At 63.6% G+C, this 15,446-nt stretch carries 16 protein-coding genes; 9 read left to right on the top strand and 7 right to left on the bottom strand.

The window, feature by feature from the left end; genetic code table 11:
* Window positions 1-7: 7 nt before the first annotated feature.
* The 5 genes from BRSPCE3_RS18505 to xoxF5 all read right to left on the bottom strand — a co-directional run bounded on the left by BRSPCE3_RS18505 (window position 8) and on the right by xoxF5 (window position 5,300).
* Window positions 8-961, bottom strand: a complete 954-nt coding sequence (locus tag BRSPCE3_RS18505) for a hypothetical protein (protein ID WP_244067437.1) — start codon at window positions 959-961, stop codon at window positions 8-10.
* Window positions 962-1,137: 176 nt separating this feature from the next.
* Window positions 1,138-1,701, bottom strand: a complete 564-nt coding sequence (gfa, locus tag BRSPCE3_RS18500; protein WP_244067436.1) for an S-(hydroxymethyl)glutathione synthase — start codon at window positions 1,699-1,701, stop codon at window positions 1,138-1,140.
* 33 nt (window positions 1,702-1,734) lie between these two features.
* Window positions 1,735-2,844, bottom strand: a complete 1,110-nt coding sequence (locus BRSPCE3_RS18495; RefSeq protein WP_026193090.1) for an S-(hydroxymethyl)glutathione dehydrogenase/class III alcohol dehydrogenase — start codon at window positions 2,842-2,844, stop codon at window positions 1,735-1,737.
* Between the two features lie 50 nt (window positions 2,845-2,894).
* Entirely contained in the window at window positions 2,895-3,371 is a 477-nt protein-coding gene (locus tag BRSPCE3_RS18490) for a c-type cytochrome, methanol metabolism-related (RefSeq protein ID WP_223969294.1), read from the bottom strand.
* A 123-nt stretch (window positions 3,372-3,494) separates the two neighbouring features.
* Window positions 3,495-5,300 (bottom strand): lanthanide-dependent methanol dehydrogenase XoxF5, encoded by a 1,806-nt coding sequence (gene xoxF5, locus BRSPCE3_RS18485; RefSeq protein ID WP_244067434.1) that lies wholly within the window; start codon window positions 5,298-5,300, stop codon window positions 3,495-3,497.
* Window positions 5,301-5,722: 422 nt separating this feature from the next.
* On the opposite strand from xoxF5, the gene BRSPCE3_RS18480 reads away from it, so the two are divergent.
* Window positions 5,723-6,697, top strand: coding sequence for a helix-turn-helix domain-containing protein (locus BRSPCE3_RS18480; protein WP_244067433.1), 975 nt, complete (start codon window positions 5,723-5,725; stop codon window positions 6,695-6,697).
* A 30-nt stretch (window positions 6,698-6,727) separates the two neighbouring features.
* Window positions 6,728-7,132, top strand: coding sequence for a YkvA family protein (locus tag BRSPCE3_RS18475; RefSeq protein ID WP_244067432.1), 405 nt, complete (start codon window positions 6,728-6,730; stop codon window positions 7,130-7,132).
* On the opposite strand, the gene BRSPCE3_RS18470 is transcribed toward BRSPCE3_RS18475, so the two are convergent.
* Entirely contained in the window at window positions 7,129-8,493 is a 1,365-nt protein-coding gene (locus BRSPCE3_RS18470) for a histidine kinase (RefSeq protein WP_244067427.1), read from the bottom strand. The two genes, BRSPCE3_RS18475 and BRSPCE3_RS18470, sit on opposite strands and share 4 nt — an antisense overlap.
* Window positions 8,494-8,674: 181 nt before the next feature.
* On the opposite strand from BRSPCE3_RS18470, the gene BRSPCE3_RS18465 reads away from it, so the two are divergent.
* Together BRSPCE3_RS18465 and fghA are read left to right on the top strand one after the other, a co-directional pair.
* The gene (locus BRSPCE3_RS18465) at window positions 8,675-9,295 is read left to right on the top strand and encodes a response regulator transcription factor (RefSeq protein WP_244067425.1); all 621 of its coding nucleotides are present in this window, start codon (window positions 8,675-8,677) and stop codon (window positions 9,293-9,295) included.
* A 24-nt stretch (window positions 9,296-9,319) separates the two neighbouring features.
* Entirely contained in the window at window positions 9,320-10,165 is an 846-nt protein-coding gene (gene fghA / locus BRSPCE3_RS18460) for an S-formylglutathione hydrolase (protein WP_244067424.1), read from the top strand.
* A 150-nt stretch (window positions 10,166-10,315) separates the two neighbouring features.
* Here the strand turns inward: fghA and BRSPCE3_RS18455 are convergent, their stop codons facing one another.
* Window positions 10,316-10,795: a DUF3280 domain-containing protein gene (locus BRSPCE3_RS18455; protein ID WP_244067934.1), complete on the bottom strand. Its 480-nt coding sequence runs from the start codon at window positions 10,793-10,795 to the stop codon at window positions 10,316-10,318.
* Between the two features lie 193 nt (window positions 10,796-10,988).
* Here BRSPCE3_RS18455 and BRSPCE3_RS18450 point away from each other — a divergent pair, with 193 nt between their 5' ends.
* The 5 genes from BRSPCE3_RS18450 to BRSPCE3_RS18430 are packed head-to-tail and all read left to right on the top strand — an operon-like array spanning window position 10,989 to window position 15,430.
* Window positions 10,989-12,170, top strand: a complete 1,182-nt coding sequence (locus tag BRSPCE3_RS18450; RefSeq protein ID WP_244067423.1) for an ABC transporter substrate-binding protein — start codon at window positions 10,989-10,991, stop codon at window positions 12,168-12,170.
* Between the two features lie 5 nt (window positions 12,171-12,175).
* Window positions 12,176-13,153: a YVTN family beta-propeller repeat protein gene (locus BRSPCE3_RS18445; RefSeq protein ID WP_244067422.1), complete on the top strand. Its 978-nt coding sequence runs from the start codon at window positions 12,176-12,178 to the stop codon at window positions 13,151-13,153.
* Complete coding sequence (locus BRSPCE3_RS18440; protein ID WP_244067419.1) at window positions 13,150-13,971, top strand: ABC transporter ATP-binding protein; 822 nt, start codon at window positions 13,150-13,152, stop codon at window positions 13,969-13,971. The genes BRSPCE3_RS18445 and BRSPCE3_RS18440 overlap by 4 nt, the downstream gene beginning before the upstream one ends.
* A complete protein-coding gene (locus BRSPCE3_RS18435; RefSeq protein WP_244067418.1) occupies window positions 13,968-14,816 on the top strand; it encodes an ABC transporter permease in 849 nt (282 codons plus the stop codon). Before BRSPCE3_RS18440 ends, BRSPCE3_RS18435 begins: the two co-directional genes overlap by 4 nt.
* On the top strand, window positions 14,816-15,430 hold the full coding sequence (locus BRSPCE3_RS18430) for a hypothetical protein (protein ID WP_244067933.1): 615 nt from the start codon (window positions 14,816-14,818) through the stop codon (window positions 15,428-15,430). Before BRSPCE3_RS18435 ends, BRSPCE3_RS18430 begins: the two co-directional genes overlap by 1 nt.
* Window positions 15,431-15,446 lie beyond the last annotated feature (16 nt).

The raw sequence follows: 15,446 nt of genomic DNA, 5'->3' as shown, positions 1-15,446 counted from the left end.
CGCTGCACTACTTGCCGATCGCCGTCTCAAGCAGCGCCTGGGCCTGCTTGGTGGCCGTGGCGAATGCCGGTTGCTCAGGAGCGTGCTGGACGAAGCAGTGCTTGAACGCGTCGTCGCCCTGCTGACGCAGGTCGCCGAGCTTGTCATACGCCTTCCTGTCGATCCGCTTCTGGCGCAGCTTCTCGTCCGCTTCATCCGCCCGCTTGTTGTAATCGGCGCGGATCGTGGCGCAGGCCGGCACTCCCACCGCGGGTTCGATCTCGCCATAGGCGATGTAGACCTTGCCGTTGGCAATCGCCGCGACGAACACCTCGTCGGCGGCATCGGGAGTCGAATCCTGGGTGCGGCCGGCCAGGAATCCGTACGTCAGGGTGGCCGATGCCGGCCTGACGACCGGCAGCTCGTTGAAGTTGATCACGGCGGCATCGGTCGAGATCGCCTGGGTGTAGAGACCTTCGAACTTCAGCGCCGCTTCGACCTGCTGCGGAACGTTCTTGCTGCCCTTGTCCCACCAGGTCTTGTGCTCGTGCAGCCAGCGGATGAACAAGGCTTCGGTGGTGACGACGATATGGGCCTTCGGCTCGACAAAGCTGCCGTCGGCACGTTTCTCGCCGATCTTGCCACCATTCCTGCCGGTGTCGGCATCGAAGCGCAGACCGTCCAGCATGCCGAACCCCATGTCGCCTTTATATAGAGTATCGAGGTTGATCTGGGCGAGCGTAAAGCCCGGCCGGGCGGGCTGGGACAGGATGGCGGTCAACTGCCCCTTCAGCTCGTCGCGCGCGGCCGCCTCTGCCTTGTCGACGGCCTCATTGATCTTGTTGTCGTTCGATAGCTTGGCGAATTTGGCGATCGCAGCGTCACGCGTGGCGACGTAGCGGTCTTCCGGCGACGCGGCGCGGGCCGACGACAGGACCAGGATCGGGGAAAGAACGAGAGCAAGGCGGAAAATAAAATGCATGCCCTGTGGTCGCCCGCAGGGCATGCAAGGTTCAAGGTCACGGGTACTACCAGCATATCCGTCGCCGGCAGGCCCTCCGCCGGCGCCGAATCTCGTCAGGCTCAGCCGATCAGGCCGCCCTCGTCTGCCGCCCCTGTCAGGCGGCTTCTGCAGGCTGCCTCGTCAAGCCGCCCTTCTTAAGCGGCCTTGGACTTCGCCACGTGGGTGGCGATCGCGTCCATCAGCGGCGGCGACAGGCAGTCATAGGGCTCGAGCCCAAGCTCCTTCAGCCGCGACCTGATCCCGGCCATATCGGCCGGCTTGACGCCGGATTCGATCACCGACGACACGAAGGCGGCGAATCCCGGAGCGGCCGAGCCGGACTCCTGGAACAGCTCGGGGTGGATGAAGTCGAGGCCATAGAACGGGTGGCCCTTGTTCTCGATCCGGCCGTACATGTGGGTCCCGCATCCGGTGCAGGCATGGCGCTGGATCACCGCGGCCGCATCGACGATCTTCAGCTTGTCGCCGTTCTCCAGCACGGTGACGTTCTCGCGCGGAACGACCGCGACCACCGAGAAGTTGGCGCCCGCCGGCTTCCAGCACTTGGTGCAGCCGCAGGCATGGTTGTGGGCAACATCGCCCTTGACCCCGACCTTGACCTTCTTGTCCGCGCATTTGCAGACGAGCGTGCCGCCGGCGAAACTGCCGGAGCCTTGCTTGACGCCATTGTCGACTGACGGGTGGATATGAACAGTCATTGACCTATCCTCCTAGTGCTTGGTGTTTTGATTTCAGAATACGACGACCGAACGGATCGATTTTCCCTCGTGCATCAGGTCGAAGCCCTTGTTGATCTCGTCGAGCTTCAGCACGTGGGTGATCATCGGATCGATCTGGATCTTTCCGCCCATGTACCAGTCGACGATCTTCGGCACGTCGGTGCGGCCGCGCGCGCCGCCGAACGCGGTGCCCTTCCAGACCCGTCCGGTAACGAGCTGGAACGGCCGCGTTGCGATCTCCTTGCCGGATTCCGCGACGCCGATCACGACCGAGACGCCCCAGCCGCGATGGCAGGCTTCCAGCGCCTGGCGCATCACGTTGGTGTTGCCGGTGCAGTCGAAGGTGTAGTCGGCGCCGCCGTCGGTCAGACCAACCAGGTGCTGGACGATGTCGCCAGACACCTTGGTCGGGTTGACGAAATGCGTCATGCCGAACTGCTTGCCCCACGCCTCCTTGGAGTCATTGATGTCGACGCCGATGATCTTGTCGGCGCCGACCATCTTGGCGCCCTGGATCACGTTGAGCCCGATGCCGCCGAGGCCGAACACGACGACGTTGGAACCCGGCGTCACCTTGGCGGTGTTGACGACCGCACCGACGCCGGTGGTGACGCCGCAGCCGATGTAGCAGCTCTTGTCGAACGGCGCGTCCTCGCGAATCTTGGCGACCGCGATCTCGGGCAGCACGGTGAAGTTCGAGAAGGTCGAGCAGCCCATATAATGGAAGACCGTCTTGCCCTTGTAGCTGAAGCGCGAGGTGCCGTCGGGCATCACGCCCTTGCCCTGAGTGGCGCGGATCGCGGTGCAGAGATTGGTCTTCTGGCTCAGGCAGCTTTTGCACTGGCGGCATTCGGGCGTGTAGAGCGGGATTACATGATCGCCCGGCTTCACCGACGTCACGCCGGCGCCGACCTCGCGGACGATGCCCGCGCCTTCGTGGCCGAGGATTGAAGGGAAGATGCCTTCGCTGTCGAAGCCGTCGAGCGTATAGGCATCGGTGTGGCAGATGCCCGTCGCCTTGATCTCGACGAGGACCTCGCCGGCCTTGGGGCCTTCCAGATCGAGCTCGACGATTTCAAGCGGCTTCTTTGCTTCGAATGCGACTGCGGCGCGGGTCTTCATCTTGGTCTCCACAAAACATCAAACAGGTTTGTCATTCGCGCCGGACACGCTCAGTTCTTGTTACCCATGCAGGCGTCTTCCGCCTTTCCATAGGCTTCCGACTTGTCTTCATGCTTGGCCGGCCGAACACGCCCAACCGCATCATTGGCGCGGGCGCGCAGGTACACATAGAGGTCGTCCATGTAGCAGGCAACGTTGGGGTTATCGCCGAACGCCGGCATCACATTTTCCTGCGCCGTCGACACGTTCTTGCGCCCGCTCGCGACCACGCCCATGAAATCCGCGTAGCTCATGGTCTTCAGCGAGTCCTTCAACGCCGGCGCGTAAGTCGAGCCCATGCCGTCGGGTCCGTGGCAAACGTGACACTCCGAATGATAGCGGCGGTAGCCGGAGTAGGTGTACCAGTCCACCGTGCCGTCGGACGTCACCTTGAACGTCGGGTTTCCATCCTTGTCGAGCCACTTGCCGTCCTCGGATTTGACGGCGGTTGGATCACCCACGTCCTCGGCGGAGGCAACTCCGCCCATTGCCACGACGACAATCGCAGCAGTCACAAACCAGATCTTACGCAAAAGCATATCCTCGCGTGCGGATTGAAGACGGACCGGCGCATGGAGATCGCTCCATGCGCCGGAACGAGCTTGCTCAGCTCACTGCTGCGGCAGCGAGAACACGGTGAGCGTTCCGCCGAGCGCGGTGTAGTTGCTCAGCGCCGCGTAGCCGCCGACTGCACCAAGGCCGGCCGTCGGATCGGTCAGACCAGCCGCGAGGCCAATGCCTGCCCAACCGCCAACACCCGACAGAACCGCAACGTACTGCTTGCCGTTGTTTTCATAGGTGGTGACGTTGCCGATGATGCCGGACGGAGTCTTGAACTTGTAGAGCTCCTTGCCCGTCTTGGCGTCGACAGCCTTCAGGTAGCCTTCCAGCGTGCCGTAGAACACCACGCCGCCGGCGGTCGCGAGTGCACCCGACCAGACCGAGAACTGCTCCTTGTTCGACCAGACGATCTTGCCGGTCTTGCCGTCCCAGGCGATGAAGTTGCCCATGTTGGTCTCACCAGGAGGCGGATACATCGACAGCGTCGCGCCGACATAGGGCTGACCTGCGGTGTAGCTCACCTTGAACGGCTCGTAGTCCATGCAGACGTGGTTGGTCGGCACGTAGAACAGCTGGGTGTCCGGCGAGTAGGCCGCCGGCTGCTCGTCCTTCGAACCAAGCGCCGCCGGGCAGATGCCCTTGACGTTATGGTCTTCGCCGGCCTTGTCGGTCGACGCTGCGTCAAGAACCTTCGGACGACCATAGGTCGGCGAGTCCTTCTTCATGTCGACGCCGGAGGTCCAGTTCACCTTCGGATCGTACTTCTCGGCGACCAACAGTTCGCCGGTGGCGCGATCGAGGGTGTAGCCGAGGCCGTTACGATCGAAGTGGGTCAGCAGCTTGCGTGCCTTGCCATCGATCGACTGATCCGAAAGGATCATCTCGTTGATGCCGTCATAGTCCCATTCGTCATGGGGCGTCATCTGGTAGACCCACTTGGCGACACCGGTATCCGGGTTGCGCGCCCAGATCGTCATCGACCACTTGTTGTCGCCGGGACGCTGCTTCGGATTCCAGGTCGAGGGGTTGCCCGACCCGTAATACACGAGGTTCAGTTCGGGATCGTAGGAGATCCAGCCCCAGGTCGCGCCGCCGCCGATCTTCCACTGATCGCCTTGCCACGTCTTCAGGCTCGAGTCCTTGCCGACCGGCTTGCCGAGCTCGGTGGTCTTGTCGTCGACCAGGATCTGGTCATCCGGACCTTCCGAGTAGCCGCGCCAGACCAGCTTGCCGGTCTTGATGTCGTAGGCGCTCATATGCGCCTGAACACCGAACTCGCCGCCGGAGATGCCGATCAGGACCTTGTCCTTGATCACCATCGGTGCGGAGGTGCCGGTCGAACCCTTGCTCGGGTCGCCGTTCTTCACCGTCCATTCCACCTTGCCGGTCTTGGCATCGAGCGCCACCAGCGTCGTGTCGGCCTGGTGCAGGAAGATCTTGCCGTCACCATAGGCGACGCCACGGTTGACCGTGTCGCAGCACATCACCGGAATGACGTTCGGATCCTGCTTCGGCTCGTATTTCCAGACGATCTGATTATCCTTGGAAAGGTCAATAGCGTAGACCTTGTTCGGGAACGGGGTGTGCACGTACATCATGTTGCCGATGATCAGCGGGCCGCCTTCGTGGCCACGCAGCACGCCGGTCGAAAACGTCCAGGCGACCTGCATCTTTCCGACGTTCGAGGCGTTGATCTGATTCAGCTTGGAGTAACGCGTGTTCGCGTAGTCTCCGGTCGGCATCACCCAGTCTTTCGGGTTCTGCGCCATCTTGTGGAGTTCGTCGTTGGCATTGGCCGCTCCGACGGCAAATACCGCCATTGCCCCAAGACCGGTCGCGTAAAGCAACTTGCGCATCGTGGTTTTCCTCCCAGGTTCAAGAGCTCAAGGGTTTCCGCCGAAACGGCCCCACTTCTTCCATTTTGGTGCCTCAGTCGTAGTCCTCTCGAACCACGCTGACTTGCCCAGCAGCGAAGCGCCGTTTGCTCAGAAGCGAAGCATTGTCAGATTTTTGTGGCCGGGCTCCGGACCGGCAGGAAAAGGCTGCTTCATGTTGCAGGGCATCAAACGCCTTCAGTGCTGTTCCTGCGGCAGATAGAACCGGCCCAAGGTTGCGCTTGACGAGCCCAGAACTAAGTCGGAGGATCACCCGACATTAACCGGGAAGAAATCCCGTCGCCTCCCTAAGCTGTTCAGAATCAGGGAGAAGGCGCATCATCCCGGACCAGACCTAAGCTCTGTGGGCAGTCACGTTGGGGATCGAATCGGTGGCTGGAAAGATGTCCGATACAGTCCATTCACTCAGCACGAACGGATTGACGCCCAAGCGTCAGATCCAGCGCTGGTCGGATGCGCTCACTGATCTCTGCGGTCAGTTCGACGTCGATGCGCTCGAGGGATCCTCGCTTGAGGGCCGGATCAATTTCACGACGGTCTCGCGGTTGAAACTGTGCCAGATCGAGGCAAGCCAGCACCGGATCGCGCATACCATCTCGCGCATCAAGCTGAGCGAGCACCCCTACATCAAGATCGTGTTCCAGACCCACGGCGTCTCTCATTTCGAGCAGGACGGTCTGCACTTCGACATCATGCCGGGCGACTGCTTCGCCTACGACGTGTCGTGTCCGCACACGATCATCAGCCCGTCCCTGACGCGTCACGAGGTCGTCATCGTTCCAAAGGACCTGCTCAAGGAACGCGGCTTCCAGCTCTCCAAGATGGCGCCGTGCAAGCTGTCGGCGCGCAACGGCACCGGCCGCATCGCCTATGATTTCGTCCATGCGGCGTTCGGCGAGGCACCGACGCTGACCCCCGTCAACGCAGTCGGCGTCGCCGATGCGCTGATCGACCTGCTGCTGCTGCCGCTGCGCGAAACCGGCGCCATGTTCGACCGCGGCAGCGCCGAGGCGACCTATGTGCGGGCCCAGGGCTTCATCCGCGAGCACCTGCGCGATCCCGATCTCTGCATCGACCGCATTTCGGCGGCGCTCGGCTGCTCGAAGCGCTATCTGCACATGCTGTTCAGCGACCGCGGCATGACGGTCAGCGACTACATCTGGAAGGCGCGGCTGCAGAATTGCCGGCAGGAGCTGGAGTCGCAGAACGGCAAGACCATCACCGATGTCGCGTTCTCGTGGGGCTTCTCGAGTTCGTCGCATTTCAGCCGCGTATTCCGGAAGTATTTCGGCATCGCGCCCTCCTCCGTCCACAAGGGCCAGCACGGCGGCATGCCGGTGGACGTGGTACTGGAATAGCGTTTCGGTCTGGCGTGCAGGCGGCATGCCATGACGTCCGCCAGCAAGCTTTCGTCAATCCGAACCTGGGCGCGCAGCGTCAAACGCGACAGCGTTGCGCTCTATCTCGCATCGCGCGATCCGCGCGTACCGTGGTACGCGAAGGCCCTTGCGATCGCCATTGCGGCCTATGCACTTTCCCCGATCGACCTGATTCCGGATTTCATCCCGGTCATCGGCTATCTCGACGATCTGATTCTGCTTCCGCTCGGCATCTGGCTTGCGATCGCCCTCATTCCAGATGAGGTCATGGCGGAATGCCGCACCAAGGCCAGCGCGGTCTTGCAGCGTCCGATCAGCCGGGGCGGAATGATCGCGATCATCGTGCTCTGGATCGCCGGCGCAATGGCGCTGGCATGGGCCGCCTTCAAATATTGGCCGCGGCCGGTTCTTTAGGCCCGCGTGGCCTTCGGCACCAGCGCCTCGACCGTCACGCCATCGTCGCCGGAATTGATCCTGAGCGTGCCGCCAAGCGCGAGGATGCGTTCCTGCATGCCGGTCAAACCGCGGCCAAGCCGGTGTTCGGCGAGCAGGCCGCGGCCGTTGTCGCGGACCCGCACCAGCGCGCAGCCGCGGCTGCCGCGCATGCCGGCCTGCCGCTCCGCAGGTTCGATCGTGATATCGACCGCCGTTGCACCGGCGTGTCGAAACACATTGGTGAGCGCTTCCTGGACGATGCGATAGATCGTCAGGTCGGCCATTTCGCCGGTGACGCCGAGATCGGGCGATATGCGGCTCTCGATCTCGACTTCCGGGTGCGTTTCGCTCCACAGCCGTACCAGCGCGCCGAGCGCCTCGGCCAGCCCGAGTTCGGCCAATCCCACCGGCCGCAATCGCTCCAGGATGCGGCGGGTGAACTGCTGCAGCGCGTTGACCTGCTCCAGGATGGCGTTGCCGTGCTTGCGCAGCGCAGACCGGTCGGGCGTCTCGACCTCCGACAGCCGGGTCAGCGCGCCGGCATGCGCGCGCAGCGCGAACAGATAGGGCCCGAACTCATCGTGCAACTCGCGTGCGATCTCCTTGCGCTCGGAATCCTGCAGCGAGACCGCACGCTCGGCGAGTTGCCGCTTGCTGTCCACCGCCTCGCCGAGCGTCGCCGCCAGGTGGTTCAGTTTGGCACAGATTGCCGCCAGTTCCGGCGATCCGCCGGGCTCGACGCGAGCATCGTAATTCCCGGCCTCGATGCCGGTCATGGCCTGCGACAGCGCCTCCAGCGGCGCCAGCGCGCGGCCTACCACCAGCATCGTGACCAGGAGCAGCGCCACCGCGATCGCGGAGCCGACCTCGAGCTGGGTGACGATGCCGTCCCAGATTTCGGCGATTTCATCGTCGGGATGCGAGGTGATGAGAAGCGATTGCGGCTTGCCGTGCACCGAGATCGGCACCCGCACCGAGGTCTGCTCGGGATGTACGAGCGCGACGAACCATTCGGGCGGGGCACGCGTATCGCCGTCCCCCTCGGGGCGCTCGGCCGATTTTGCGCTCGCGCCATCCTGCCGCGTGATGCTGACATGGCGCAGCCGGCTCAGGTCCTGGACGATCTGATCGAGCCGCGCATCGGGATCGGGCGCTTCGTCGAGATCGGCCACGATCGTCGCGACGAACTCGCGCGCCAGCCGGATGACGCTCTGGTCCTCGGCCTGGACGCGCGGCCCCGCCTCGAGCACGAGCCGCGCAATATTGATGCCGAGCCCAAGTGCCAATATCAGCGCCAGCAGCAGGTTGATCCGTGCGCGCAAGGATAGCTTTTGCCACATGACGTTGCCCCCGACCGCGATCCCTCCTCCGAGAGGATCGTTGACAGCCAAATTTGCCCGGCTATCTAATCGCACCCTATCGCAATCCCGTGCGTGGTGCACAACCGGTCGGAACCGAGGTGTTCTTCGTGCAAGCCGATGTGATGACGAGTGAATCGAAGCAGGTCGCCGGAACAACGCCATGCGCATTCTGATCGTTGATGATCATCCCATCGTTGCCTCGGGCTGCCGCACCGTGTTCGCCGACGATCCCGAGATCACCCTGCTCGAAGCCGCCGATGCCGAAAGCGGCGAGCGCGCGTTCGTCGCGGAAAAGCCCGATCTCTGCGTGATCGACATCAATCTGCCGACCGTATCGGGCTTCGAGCTGGCGCGCCGTATCCTGACGCGCGATGCATCCGCGCGCCTCATCATGTTCAGCATGAACGACGACCCGGTGTTCGCCGCGCGCGCCATCGACATCGGCGCCAAAGGCTACGTCTCCAAGACCGGCGATCCCAATGATCTGGTGGAGGCGGTGCGCGAGGTCGGCAATGGCGGCGTCTATCTGCCGCCCGCGATCGCGCGTAATGTCGCCTTCGCACGGCCGGGCTTTGCGCAAAATCCGCTCTCCAGGCTCACCTCGCGCGAGATGGAGATCCTGCGCCTGCTCAGTTCCGGCAAGAGCCTGTCGGAGATCGCCTGGCTGGTGCATTCGTCATACAAGACGGTCGCGAACACGTCATCGATCATGCGCCAGAAGCTTGGCGTGCGCACCTCGGCCGAGCTGGTGCGCCTGGCGATCGAGAGTGGCGTCGCCTGACGCAGCACTCCAACACAGAGGAACATGGCAATGCAGACGGTTTCCCAGAACAAGTCGCATGGCGGCACGCAAGGCGTCTACCGGCATCCGAGCCGCGAGACCAAGACCGACATGACGTTCTCGGTGTTCGTCCCGGAGCACGCGGCCGGCGCCAAATTGCCGGTCGTGACCTATTTGTCGGGCCTGACCTGCACCCACGCCAACGTCACCGAGAAGGGTGAATTCCGGCAGGCCTGCGCCGAGCTCGGCCTGATCTTCGTCGCGCCCGACACCAGCCCGCGCGGCGAAGGCGTCCCCGGCGATCCCGCCAATTCCTACGATTTCGGCCTTGGCGCCGGCTTCTATGTCGATGCGACCGAGCCACCGTTCGCGACCAATTACCGGATGTGGAGCTACGTCACCGAGGAACTGCCGAAACTGATCGCCGAGCAATTCCCGGTCGACACGGCACGGCAATCGATCCTCGGTCACTCCATGGGCGGCCATGGCGCGCTGACGGTGGCGCTGCGTTATCCCGATCGGTATCGCGCGGCGAGTGCGTTTGCACCGATCGTGGCGCCGTCGCAGGTGCCGTGGGGCAACAAGGCGCTCGGCGGCTATCTCGGCGGCAACAAGCAGGCGTGGCGCAAGCACGACGCGGTCGCGCTGATCGAGGATGGCGCCCGCTTCTCCGACCTGCTGGTCGATTACGGCGACGCTGACGGGTTTCTCGCCGAACAGCTGCGGCCCGACCTCCTGAAGGCTGCCTGCGAGAAGGCCAACATCCCCCTCACCTTGCGGCGTCAGCCGGGCTACGACCACAGCTACTACTTCATCTCGACCTTCATGGCCGATCATCTGCGCTGGCACGCCGCGCGGCTGAAGGCGTGATACTTCCCGCGCCGAAGCGGCGTGAAACCAAAATGTCGAAAACAACCCCATGCAAAGTAGCCGGCGGTGGCGTTCGACCAGACGACTTGACACGTCGGGCAACTCAGGCGCACTCTTCTAATATTCAGAAATCTCCCAAATCCCCGTCGCTCATCGTGCCTGCGGCGCGCCGTAGTTCGGCGCGAGCAGGCGGTTGCGCACGAGATAGTCGGTGGCACGCGACCAGGATTCGTCGGTATTGCCGCGCATGTCGGCGCTCGCTGCCGCCACCAACTGCCCGCTATGCACGTCGCGCAGATAGAGATTGATGTTGAGGATCAGGTTGGAGACCTTCTGCACCACGCCGGTCATCGCGAGATCGGCGCCGAGTTCGCCGGCCAGTTTCACGTCGCATCCGCCGCAGGCCTGAAGATTGCTGCCGTGCGCCGCAGCATTGACGGGCGCGATATCGAGCACGCGGAACTTGCCGGAGTCCGCAAGCTCCTTGCGTACCTGATCACCGGCCCGGAGCAGCCGCGCCTGCTCGTCGGTCCGCGGCCCGTTCACCTCCCCTTGCAGGCTGGTGTCGATCATCTCGAGGTCGAACACCGCGAGCTTGGGCGGTTCGGCACGCACGGCCCCCGCAGACATCGCCAGCAAAGATAGGACGAACGCAAACGCTGTTCTCATGCAGATCCTGTTCTCATGATTGTGAACCAATCGAAATTTGTAACCTCGCAACGACAAAAAGCGGGGTTGCAAGCCAGGCCAATTCGGTCATCTTGCACGTCAACGCATGGTGCGACAATGCCGTGCCGAGTGAAGAAAGACTGCGGGAGGAGTTATGTTCCGATGGCTGATCGGCACGATCGCGCTCAGCATGATGGCGACCGGAGCGCTGGCGGCTGATCCCGTCGAGATCCACATCGGCTATCTCGGCCATGCCGGGATCAAATCGACGCTTTCTCTGGTCGAGCAGCCGGCCGACAATGACGGCATCGCCGGCGCCCGGCTTGCGATCGAGGACAACAACACGACGGGGAAATTCCTCAACCAGCGCTTCGTGCTCGACGAGGTCAAGGTCAAGGACAGCGACGATGTCGTCAAGATCGCAACCGATCTCGCTGGCCATAACGACTACATCATCACCGACCTGCCTGCCGACGCCCTGCTCAAGGTCGCCGACGCGCTGCGCGACCGCGGCACCGTGCTGCTGAATGCCGGCGCGATCGACGATCGGCTGCGCGAGCAGGACTGCCGTGCCAACGTCATCCACATCGCGCCGACCCGCTCGATGCTGGCCGATGCGCTCGGTCAGTATCTGGTGTGGAAGCAGTGGAAGCGCTGGCTGCTGGTGGCAGGTTCGCACGATCAGGACAAGCTCTACGCCGATGCGCTGCGACGCGCCGCGACGCGCTTCGGCGCCAAGATCGTCCAGGAAAGAACCTTCGAGGACACCGGCGGCGCGCGCCGCACCGACTCTGGCGTGACATTGATTCAGCGCCAGATGCCGGTTTTCACGCAGCAGGCGCCGGCTTACGACGTGCTGGTTGCCGCTGACGAGAGCGAGGTGTTCGCGAACTACCTGCCGTACCGGACCTGGGACCCGCGGCCCGTCGCGGGCTCGGCCGGCCTGGTGCCGACCAGCTGGGACGCGGCGCATGACCAATGGGGTGCCGTGCAGATCCAGAACCGCTTCGTCAAGCTGAACATGCGCCGCATGACGGCGCTCGACATGCAGGCCTGGACGGCGGCGCGCATGATCGGGGAAGCCACGTCGCGGACCAATTCGGGGGATCCCAAGAAGGTCATCGCCTTCCTCAAGAGCAAGGATTTCTCGATCGCCGCCTTCAAGGGCACGCGGTTGACCCTGCGCGACTGGAATCTGCAGCTGCGCCAGCCGATCCTGCTGGCCGATGGTCGTATGGTCGTTTCGGTCTCGCCGCAGGAAGGTTTCCTGCATCAGGTCTCCGAACTCGACACGCTCGGTGTTGACCGGCCTGAAACGAAGTGCAAGCTGCAGTGAGGGAGATGAAACGCATGTGGCGCCGCTGTCTGTTGACCGGGATGCTCGTTTGGCTTGCCGCGACACCGGCGTCCGCCTTCGTTGCCTACGTCTCCAACGAGAAAGGCAATACCGTCACCGTGATCGACACCGACAGCTGGACGGTGACCAAAACCATCAAGGTCGGCCAGCGGCCGCGCGGCATCGAGTTCTCGCGCGACGGCAAATTCGTGATGGTCGCGGTCGGCGACGACGACACGATCCAGGTGATCGACACCAAGACCCAGGAGATCGTCGACACCCTGCCCTCCGGTCCCGATCCCGAATTGTTCACCCAGGACGCCGCCGGCAAGACCATGTATGTCGCGAACGAGAACGACAACACGGTCACCGTGATCGATCTCGAGAAGCGCGCCCGGATCGGCGACATCCAGGTCGGTGTCGAACCCGAGGGCATGACGATCAGCCCGGACGGCAAGATCCTGATCAACACCTCCGAAACCACCAACATGGCGCACTTCATCGACACCACGACGCGCCAGATCGTCGCCAATGTGCTGGTCGATTCGCGGCCGCGCTTCGCCCAGTTCAAGCGTGACGGCTCCGAATTGTGGGTCTCATCCGAGATCGGCGGCACGGTGTCGATCATCGACCCGGTCAAGCGCGAGGTGACCGGCAAGATCACTTTCGAGATTCCCGGCCTGCGCAGCGAGGCGATCCAGCCGGTCGGCATTGGCATGACCAAGGACAGCAAGACCGCCTTCATCGCGCTCGGCCCCGCCAACCGCGTCGCCGTCGTCGACGGCGCGACCCACAAGGTCCTCAAATATCTCTTGGTCGGACAACGGGTCTGGCACATGGATTTCACGCCGGACGAGAAATACCTGATGGTCACCAACGGCGTGTCGAACGACGTCTCGGTGATCGACGTCGCATCCCAGAAGGTGATCAAGACCATTCAGGTCGGCGAACTGCCCTGGGGGATCACGATCGCGCAGCCATGACCGCAACCGACGCCCATATCGCAAGCCCGCCCTCGCCGAGCACAGGCCCCGGAGCGGCCGCGGCCGTGCAGCCGGCGCTGTCGATCGGCAATGTCAGCCATAGCTACGGTCCGCGCCGCGCCCTGATCGACGTCAACTTTACGGTTCAGCCGGCGAGCTTCACCGCATTGCTAGGCCTCAATGGCGCCGGCAAGAGCACGCTGTTCTCGCTGGTGACGCGGCTGTTCGGCATCCAGAACGGCCAGATCAAGATCTTCGGCCATGACATCAGCCGGACGCCCGGTGAAGCGCTGCGGCTGATGGGCGTCGTGTTCCAGCCGCGCACGCTCGATCTCGATCTCTCGCTGACGCAGAACCTGCTGTATCACGCTGCGCTGCACGGCATCTCCAGGCGCGAGGCGCGGCTGCGCAGCGCCGAGGTACTCGGCCGCATCGGGCTTGCCGATCGCGCCGCCAGCAAGGTGCGCGATCTCTCGGGCGGCCAGATGCGGCGGCTCGAGATCGCCCGTGCGCTGCTGCACCGTCCCAGGCTGTTGCTGCTCGACGAGGCCACCGTCGGGCTCGACGTCAAGGCGCGCGCCGACATTCTCGACCATGTCCGCCAACTCGTCACCGAACAGGGCATCGGCGTGCTCTGGGCGACGCATCTGTTCGACGAGATCATGCCGGGCGACGACCTCGTCGTGCTGCATCAGGGCCGAATGCTGGCGCACGGGCCGATGTCGCGCGTCATCGCCGACGCCGGTGCCCAGGACGTCAACACTGCGTTCATGCGCCTGACCGGAACGGCAACCCTCACCGGAAAACCGCCAACATGAGCAGCACGACGGCCACGCCTGAACGAAGCGGCTTCTCGGTGTCGGAATACATCGTCTGTCTGAACGGTATCGTGTGGCGCGAAGCGCTGCGCTTCCTGCATCAGCGCGAGCGCTTCGTCTCGGCGCTGGTCAGGCCGCTGGTCTGGCTGTTCATCTTCGCGGCCGGCTTCCGTCAGGTGCTCGGCATCTCGATCATCCCGCCCTACGAGACCTACATCCTCTACGAGGTCTATATCGCGCCCGGACTTATGGCGATGATCCAGCTGTTCAACGGCATGCAATCCTCGCTGTCGATGGTCTATGACCGCGAGATGGGCAACATGCGCACGCTGCTGGTCAGCCCGCTGCCGCGCGGCTATCTGCTGTTCTGCAAACTGCTCGCCGGCACGGCGGTGTCGCTGCTGCAGGTCTACGCCTTCCTGCTGATCGCGTGGTTCTGGGACATCACGCCGCCGACCATCGGCTACCTCACGGTGCTTCCGGCGCTGGTGCTGTCGGGTCTGATGCTCGGCGCACTGGGCATGCTGATCTCGGCCAGCATCAAGCAGCTCGAAAACTTCGCCGGCGTGATGAACTTTGTCATCTTCCCGATGTTCTTTGCATCGTCGGCGCTCTACCCGCTGTGGCGCGTGCAGGAAGGCAGCCCGATGCTGTATTATGTCTGCCAGTGCAATCCGTTCACCCATGCGGTGGAGCTGATCCGGTTTGCGCTCTACGGCAAGATGAACTGGGTTTCGCTCGCGGTGGTCGGCGGCTGCACGGTGGTGTTCATGATCGGCGCGATCCTGGCTTACGATCCATCGCGCGGCCTGGTGCGCCGTGGACCGGGCGGAGGCGAGGCATGATGGGCTGGCGAACAGGACTGGGTGCGCTGCTTGCAATGGTTCTGTCGAGCCAGATCGCATCGGCTGCGGACCCGCGCTATCCGGACTGGCCCTGCCAGCAGGCCAAGGTGCCGGATATCTCGCTTGCCGCGGTCTGGGCCGGGCCGCCGCTTGGCGACGCCGAGACCAAATGGAGGGACGATCCGAAGATCAGCGCACTCGCCACCCGGCTCGCGGCGCGCCGCGTTCCGCTCGAGGATGCGCAGAAGCAGATCACCGAGTTCCTGCAGGCCTCGGCGGCCGACAAGGCCAATGCGGGAAAGCTGCTGTTTGCGGGCCTGTTCGATACGCTCAACGGGCAGCGGGCCTCGGTCATGAACGGGCTGGAGCGCGTGATGCGCAAGCAGCGTGAAGCCGCGGAGAAGATCCGTGACGATACGATCAAGCTGCAGGCGCTGCAGGACGCCACGCCGCCGGACCAGGCCAAGGTCGATGAGCTCGGCAATCAGCTGGTCTGGGAGACGCGGATCTTCGAGGACCGCGGGCGCGTGGTGAAGTTCGTCTGCGAGGTGCCGACCGCGATCGATCAGCGCCTGTTCGCGCTGGGCCGCACCATCCAGCAGGAGCTGGATTGAGGCCTGCGACCGATCG

It is taken from the genome of Bradyrhizobium sp. Ce-3 (assembly GCF_022835695.1).
In the GTDB taxonomy this organism is placed as follows: Bacteria; Pseudomonadota; Alphaproteobacteria; order Rhizobiales; family Xanthobacteraceae; genus Bradyrhizobium.
This window is presented reverse-complemented; position numbering and strand designations above follow the sequence as displayed.

Coding starts and splice junctions, on each gene's coding strand:
- BRSPCE3_RS18505 (WP_244067437.1), bottom strand. CDS start 961: ATGCATTTTATTTTCCGCCTTGCTCTCGTTCTTTCCCCGATCCTGGTC.
- gfa (WP_244067436.1), bottom strand. CDS start 1,701: ATGACTGTTCATATCCACCCGTCAGTCGACAATGGCGTCAAGCAAGGC.
- BRSPCE3_RS18495 (WP_026193090.1), bottom strand. CDS start 2,844: ATGAAGACCCGCGCCGCAGTCGCATTCGAAGCAAAGAAGCCGCTTGAA.
- BRSPCE3_RS18490 (WP_223969294.1), bottom strand. CDS start 3,371: ATGGGCGGAGTTGCCTCCGCCGAGGACGTGGGTGATCCAACCGCCGTC.
- xoxF5 (WP_244067434.1), bottom strand. CDS start 5,300: ATGCGCAAGTTGCTTTACGCGACCGGTCTTGGGGCAATGGCGGTATTT.
- BRSPCE3_RS18480 (WP_244067433.1), top strand. CDS start 5,723: ATGTCCGATACAGTCCATTCACTCAGCACGAACGGATTGACGCCCAAG.
- BRSPCE3_RS18475 (WP_244067432.1), top strand. CDS start 6,728: ATGACGTCCGCCAGCAAGCTTTCGTCAATCCGAACCTGGGCGCGCAGC.
- BRSPCE3_RS18470 (WP_244067427.1), bottom strand. CDS start 8,493: ATGTGGCAAAAGCTATCCTTGCGCGCACGGATCAACCTGCTGCTGGCG.
- BRSPCE3_RS18465 (WP_244067425.1), top strand. CDS start 8,675: ATGCGCATTCTGATCGTTGATGATCATCCCATCGTTGCCTCGGGCTGC.
- fghA (WP_244067424.1), top strand. CDS start 9,320: ATGGCAATGCAGACGGTTTCCCAGAACAAGTCGCATGGCGGCACGCAA.
- BRSPCE3_RS18455 (WP_244067934.1), bottom strand. CDS start 10,795: ATGTCTGCGGGGGCCGTGCGTGCCGAACCGCCCAAGCTCGCGGTGTTC.
- BRSPCE3_RS18450 (WP_244067423.1), top strand. CDS start 10,989: ATGTTCCGATGGCTGATCGGCACGATCGCGCTCAGCATGATGGCGACC.
- BRSPCE3_RS18445 (WP_244067422.1), top strand. CDS start 12,176: ATGAAACGCATGTGGCGCCGCTGTCTGTTGACCGGGATGCTCGTTTGG.
- BRSPCE3_RS18440 (WP_244067419.1), top strand. CDS start 13,150: ATGACCGCAACCGACGCCCATATCGCAAGCCCGCCCTCGCCGAGCACA.
- BRSPCE3_RS18435 (WP_244067418.1), top strand. CDS start 13,968: ATGAGCAGCACGACGGCCACGCCTGAACGAAGCGGCTTCTCGGTGTCG.
- BRSPCE3_RS18430 (WP_244067933.1), top strand. CDS start 14,816: ATGGGCTGGCGAACAGGACTGGGTGCGCTGCTTGCAATGGTTCTGTCG.